The organism is Pseudomonas sp. D47 (assembly GCF_045447305.1).
Lineage (GTDB): Bacteria > Pseudomonadota > Gammaproteobacteria > Pseudomonadales > Pseudomonadaceae > Aquipseudomonas.
This window is the reverse complement of record NZ_JBJGXU010000073.1, coordinates 21,647-27,646: the sequence shown is the minus strand read 5'-3', so window position 1 is coordinate 27,646 and position 6,000 is coordinate 21,647. Positions and strand designations below refer to the sequence as shown.

Here is a 6,000-nt window from a genome sequence, read left to right as displayed (position 1 = left end):
GCCATGGCGCTATTGCGCAGCAGGTAGGCATTAGCCCCGACTATTTCCGAACCCATGATGATTATCCCCGTAGGACTTCGTAGAGCTCTTACAGAGATAGCTAGCCCTGTAGAACAGTGCAGACAGTTCATCCACGTAACCAGGGCGCACATCTCGTTCTATTCGGTATTCAGCGTTTGGCGGAATATTCACCAGTCCTCTCACGTCACCAACTGACAGTCCCAGAGCGCTTGCCCAGGCTTCTTTCATGCGGTTATTGATATTGCTGGCTTTAGATTTGAGCCACCCCACCGTGTAGTAAGCCTCCTGGTTGAGCAAGATCAGCAGATGGTAATGCGGGCGTCCCATCTCTCCGATTTCTCTAGCCCAGACGTAACGCACCTTGCTGTTATGAGCGTACGGATTCCGCTCACGTGCCTTGGCGCGGTTGTGCTCAATCTTGGCTTTGAATGAGTCGATGAAACGGCTGATAACTTCGTTGGTATAAGCGTAGTCAGGCAGATCGATACCCATGGGTAGGCGTAGATCCAATCGGAATGCCAGCACCCTTGAGTGCTGATCTAGCGCTAGGTCAATGGTCTGCTTCAGACGGAAAAGGTATTCGCGGATGAAGGGCCCTGCGGCAAGCATTACGGGCAGGCCATCATAGGTAGGCAAGTCGTGCAGGTGAAGATTGGTGTTAGCGGAATGACGAAGCAGAGGGCGTTTTGTCTTGAGGGCATCAAGGTGCATGGATACTACTCCTGGGTTAGGTTCATAACCTGTGCCCATTGAGTATTTTTTAACCGTTAGCTCTGTAGCTCAACCTACCTGGATACGGTTGATGATCGGTACATTGGCCTAGATTCACCACCCCCCTATACATAGCCTATCAGGTGATATTCCACTCTGGAACAGCGCCATGCGAACCCAGCTGCAGTATGCCCATACAAGCTACTGCCTAGCTTCGCGAGTTACCCTGAAACCTTTCAGGTGGTAAGGACTGCTTAAAGCATATTACTTTTACCGAGAATGACTCTCCCGGCTAGCTCGGGAAACGGAGCCTCAATTCTCCAGCCAGGCTGGCAATTTCTGCCAATGCATTACTCCGGAAGAAAACCATCTCCGCACGCCCTGGGACGGTCACAAACTTGGTGACCTCAGGCCCTGATAAGCCGCGCAATGAGGAGCAGTATTGCTCGGCTTATTAGGGAAACTTACAGATCTCCCATACGCCGGCTGTCCGACCGGCATAAACGCCATGACCAGCCACAGGCGGTCATGGCACAGATGGTGGTTTCTAGCTGACTAACCCCAAGCGGCCGCGTCGGGTTGAATCCTCAGCAGCGAGATTACGTTCTTCGATTTTTGCAAGAATCCAATCATGCACCTCGTTTTCGATAAATCCGATCGACCTGCCACCCAATGAGACTGGCGACGGAAACCTGCCTTCGCCGATGTACTTGTAGATGGTCGACCGTGCTAGGCCAGTTGAGTCGATAACTTCTTTCAGACGGATGATTCGCATGAGCAGGCTCCTCTGTATGGCTCAGAGGATTACCCAGGTTTGTAAAAAATCACCTGATTACCGTCGATCCATAGACCAGGCACCTAACGCTCGCTGCGAGAGGCTGGCCTTTGTTGCCCGGGCATCCATCAAGAAGTCGTTCCTGATAGCGCTTGGTGACACCAAGCGGTCGCCCCCCCCCGATCCACAACTGAACCACCTTTCACTACGCAACCACGCCCATCTCAACCCCTTGTAATCGCACTTAGACCTCGTGGCTCCTCGCCTCGATGATGTAGCAGTGCTAACCCCGCCTGATGACCAATCGCCCAATTGTTGCGAGAACAGGTAGCCCTCGTTGATGACGACGGGCGCCCAATCCATGGTCGTAGATTGAGTCGTGGCAGGAATATCTTGAGCCGGTCAGCGCCTCAGAAAAGCTAAAAAAATCAGTCAGACAAAACCAGAACATCAAGAAAGCCAAAATATAGACTCATAAATTCATATATCCATGGCTACAGCCTATAAAATACGTGACAATAATTAAAAAAGTAAACATAGAATATTTATAAAATAGCCATATTAAAGCCTTAAAATTAAAATATATCAGCACTAGTTTTCTCTTAGGATTCTCATTGAATCCAAATAGAACAAAGCTATAATTAAACCTAAAAATAGCTTTAATGCATTATAAATAAACTTATAATAGGATTTAACTATGTCAAATCCCGGCATCCTGATCGGGGCAGATGCGCTTAGCGAGCTACTCAGCGATCCAGGGCGCAATGCTCGCCACGACATCTGGCTATGGCTACACCTCTACATGACTCAGAACGCTCCGTTTGACCCACGCACCTGCCGCGGCTTGACGATGCGAGACGAGATCGCCGATTTCCTTAAGCGCAAAAAATACGCCCTGTATCGCATTGCTCGGGAGAAAGACCGAAGCCTGATTCCAGAAGAGTCACTGACTTGGATCGAGGAGGACGAAAGGCAGTATCAATGGCTACTCAGCAGGCTCACGAAAATCACTGATGCGAGGCTGCCCAGAGGGGTTGTGCACCTCAAAGGTAGAGAGCACCTGATTACCATCATTGATATTTGGAATGCCGACCTGGAGGAGAAGGCGTACGAAGTCGAATCGCTTCGCAAGGAATGGCTTAGGCACAAAGCAAAGGACAGCGCATTCGAGTGGTTCGGAGACAAGAAGGAAGGCGCCAAACGCTGTGTATGCGCTTGGGAGTGGTTGGAGAAAGACAATCGTCTTTTGTCCAGACGAGACACTCCTATTACCAATTACAAAGAGCTGCTCATATTCTTCGATGGAGCAAGGCTCGGGCGTAACGAGCAAAAGGCCATCATCAATGAGATAAAAAAGAGATGGAATCGCAAGCAGCTCGACGTGCGCAATCCTGACAAGAAACAGCTCAACGTAATGATCCCGATAGCGGTGATCGCCCAGCTAGATGAATTGGCTGCAAAGCACAAACTGAAGCGACCGCAAGTTATAGAGCGGCTCATAGCCGGTGAGTTTGAAGCAGGGATACACCTTGATTACTAGCATGCTTCTCGTTAATAGGCGATGCACTCACACCACACGACACCTTCTTGTAACAACAGCATCAAACGTTTGTATTCCAAACGGTATTCCAATCAGATTTTCGAACCAAAAAATACTATTTATATCAGATAGTTAAATATCGGGTTCAGATTACCCCGGCCCACCACTTCAACATCTAAAGACGTCCAAGGGCGTCTTTTTTTGTGCCTGAAATCCAGAAAGTACGGGGCTTTCAGGGCTATCAGCGTCCAAACACTGTTGGCGCGCCGCTTGAAAAAATGGGCCTGCGTGCGATGCCTCAGGGCGAACCGCACTTCGACAATGTCAGCATGCCGCTGGATCATCTGGTTGCCGGGCCCGAAGATTTTGCCAAAATCGAGAAAGGTGTGATCACGGAAGCGAATGCGTTGATGGCGATCATTTGGACAGGTGCGGCTCGCGCGGCCTATGAATACGCTCATTTGCGTAAGCAAGGTGGCGTTACGACCATCCAGCATCAGAATGTTCACTATCGCCTTTTCCATATGTTTACCAGGGGTGAAGCCTCACGAGCCCTGGCTTGACGCACGTGCATCAACGATCGAGGACGGTTGCAATGAATTGCTCGCCCTTCAAGGGAAGCACTCTGATTTAGCGAGTCTTAACCTCAGAGTGAGGGCGCTCAATGGGGCTGGAAACACGCCATTGAGTACCCTCCGGCGACGTTTACCTGAGCGCTAAAGCGGCGTTTTCCAACTCGCTGGCATCCGGTAGATCACCTGCAATGGACTCGAGAATATCGGTCACGGTCAACAACCCGATAACCCCGTCACGCTCATTGACCACAAATGCAATGTGGGTGGACTCCCTGCGCATGTGCTCCAGTGCATTAAGGATCGTCAGGTTGCTCGCCAACCTGACTGCCGGACGGATGAAGGCTTCGAACTGCGGACTCTGGCCGGCAAGCAGTGTGTTGAGCACATCCTTTTTCTGGACGAAACCTTGCGCCTCGCTTATCCGCCCACTGGGGGTAACCGGCAACCGCGAATGCGCAGAGTTTATCAGCGCGCTTTCAAGCTCTGCCTGAGGGCGGCTCAAGTCGAGACGATCAATCTCATCGCCCGGCGTCATGATGGTGCGAATGGTGCGCTCTGCCAGCCTGAGTACGCCACTGATCATAGTGCGCTCGCGTCGACCAAAAACAGGCTCCTGGCCATCGCTTGCGACCATATCAACAATCTCTTCACCGACCTCGTCCAGCTCCAGTTTTTTGCCTCCCAGCAAACGCAATACGGCATGCGCTGTTCTGACTCGCATCGAGTGCGGGCCCTGCAAGGACTTCTTGCGACGTAAACGCGCAATCTGGTTAAACAGCTCGATGAGGATGGAAAAACCAATGGCGGCGTAGAGGTAGCCCTTGGGAATATGGAAGCCCAGGCCTTCAGCGGTCAGGCTAAAGCCAATCATCATCAGGAACCCCAGGCACAGCATGATCACGGTGGGGTGTGAATTGACGAAGTGGGTCAAGGGTTTACTGGCGATAATCATGATGCCGATGGAGAAGATAACGGCGATCATCATGATCGAGAGCTCATCCACCATCCCTACCGCGGTGATCACCGCATCCAGCGAGAACACGGCGTCCAGCACCACGATCTGCAGGATGATTGGCCAGAACAGCGCGTAGCCAAGGTTACCGCTACGCTGCGTCACATGCCCTTCGAGGCGCTCATGCAGCTCCATCGTCGCCTTGAACAGCAAGAACACACCGCCGAACAGCAAGATCAGGTCACGTCCGGAGAAGGCATGATCAAGCACTGTTATCAGCGGTTTGGTCAGCGTCACCATCCACGAAATACCCGCAAGCAGGCCCAGGCGCATGACCAGTGCAAGCGAAAGCCCAATGACCCGTGCCCGGTCGCGCTGCTCGGGTGGCAGTTTGTCGGCAAGAATAGCGATAAACACCAGGTTGTCTATTCCGAGGACCAGTTCCAACACGATCAGTGTCAGCAAACCAAGCCAAGCGGTAGGGTCCGCAATCCATTCCATAATGAGTATTCAGCCTCAGGGGGGGCAGGTTTTTATTAGTGAGTTATTTAACGATGTCGCACGAAGAGAAACGATAGCAACGCTCAGTCAACGCGCTTCAAATTGTTCGAGCGCCCGAGCCAGACTGGCATCTGATAATTCCCCCAGATGGCTGCTGACCAATCGGCCATCAGCGCTGTAGAACAGGGTTGTTGGCAGCGCCATCGAACCGACCACTTGGCCAAGTCTGCCGCCACCGTCATATAAAATATTCGCAAGGTTCAGGTTTTGACTGGAGAGAAACGTATTGACGATATCCGCGCCTTCACCCTGGTTGACGAAGAGAAAGTTTACGTCCGGGTGCGCCAGTTGAGCTTTTTGTAGCACGGGCATTTCACGACGGCACGGAGGACACCAAGTGGCCCACAGGTTGATCACCAGTGGACGCCCCTGATAGTGCGTGAGTTGGACGGTCTCTCCTGTGCTCGTACGAACAGGAATATTCGGCAAGCGCGTGCCTTGCTCGTAAACGCTCAACGAAAGTGTGCCAAGGCCCCACAGGAGCAGGCCACTGACCACTGACGCCGCCAGCGGTCGACGCAGCGCGGCACTTTTCCAGCCCCAGGCCAGCGCGCCAACGACCACTGCGATGGCGCCTGGCAAGGCAAGAAAGCCGCCGTCACGCACATCGATCATGCGCCACAGATCAGTCCCGTAGTGCTCCCGATAAACCAGTACAAAGCTTGCCCGGGCGACCAGAAGTCCCAGCATCAACAGCCAGAAAAGCACCGAGTCCAGTCGCTCCCCACCCTTTTTGGCGACTCGACGGCCAACCAGGGTAGCGACCAGTAACGCAACGATCAGCAACAGGTGACTCAGAGAGATTACAAAACTACCAATATTGAATGTCAGCATTAACGATCTTCCTTGGTGATGTACCCGCGTT

General features: G+C 52.3%; 5 protein-coding genes and 1 pseudogene. 2 read left to right on the top strand and 4 right to left on the bottom strand.

All coding sequences use genetic code 11. The annotated features are described in order from the left end of the window. Positions 1 to 30: 30 nt before the first annotated feature. Together ACI77I_RS28240 and ACI77I_RS28235 are read right to left on the bottom strand one after the other, a co-directional pair. Positions 31 to 732, bottom strand: a complete 702-nt coding sequence (locus tag ACI77I_RS28240) for an inovirus Gp2 family protein (RefSeq protein ID WP_078822352.1) — start codon at positions 730 to 732, stop codon at positions 31 to 33. Positions 733 to 1,279: 547 nt separating this feature from the next. Next, positions 1,280 to 1,507 (bottom strand): AlpA family transcriptional regulator, encoded by a 228-nt coding sequence (locus tag ACI77I_RS28235; RefSeq protein WP_078803859.1) that lies wholly within the window; start codon positions 1,505 to 1,507, stop codon positions 1,280 to 1,282. Between the two features lie 697 nt (positions 1,508 to 2,204). Here ACI77I_RS28235 and ACI77I_RS28230 point away from each other — a divergent pair. After that, a complete protein-coding gene (locus ACI77I_RS28230; RefSeq protein WP_406999453.1) occupies positions 2,205 to 3,047 on the top strand; it encodes a hypothetical protein in 843 nt (280 codons plus the stop codon). Positions 3,048 to 3,250: 203 nt separating this feature from the next. After that, positions 3,251 to 3,610 (top strand): acyl-CoA dehydrogenase family protein, encoded by a 360-nt coding sequence (locus ACI77I_RS28225; RefSeq protein ID WP_406999451.1) that lies wholly within the window; start codon positions 3,251 to 3,253, stop codon positions 3,608 to 3,610. 154 nt (positions 3,611 to 3,764) lie between these two features. Here ACI77I_RS28225 and ACI77I_RS28220 read toward each other — a convergent pair. After that, a pseudogene (locus ACI77I_RS28220) lies at positions 3,765 to 5,075 on the bottom strand (TerC family protein); the annotation flags it as partial. 87 nt (positions 5,076 to 5,162) lie between these two features. Beyond that, positions 5,163 to 5,969: a TlpA family protein disulfide reductase gene (locus ACI77I_RS28215; RefSeq protein ID WP_406999449.1), complete on the bottom strand. Its 807-nt coding sequence runs from the start codon at positions 5,967 to 5,969 to the stop codon at positions 5,163 to 5,165. Positions 5,970 to 6,000 lie beyond the last annotated feature (31 nt).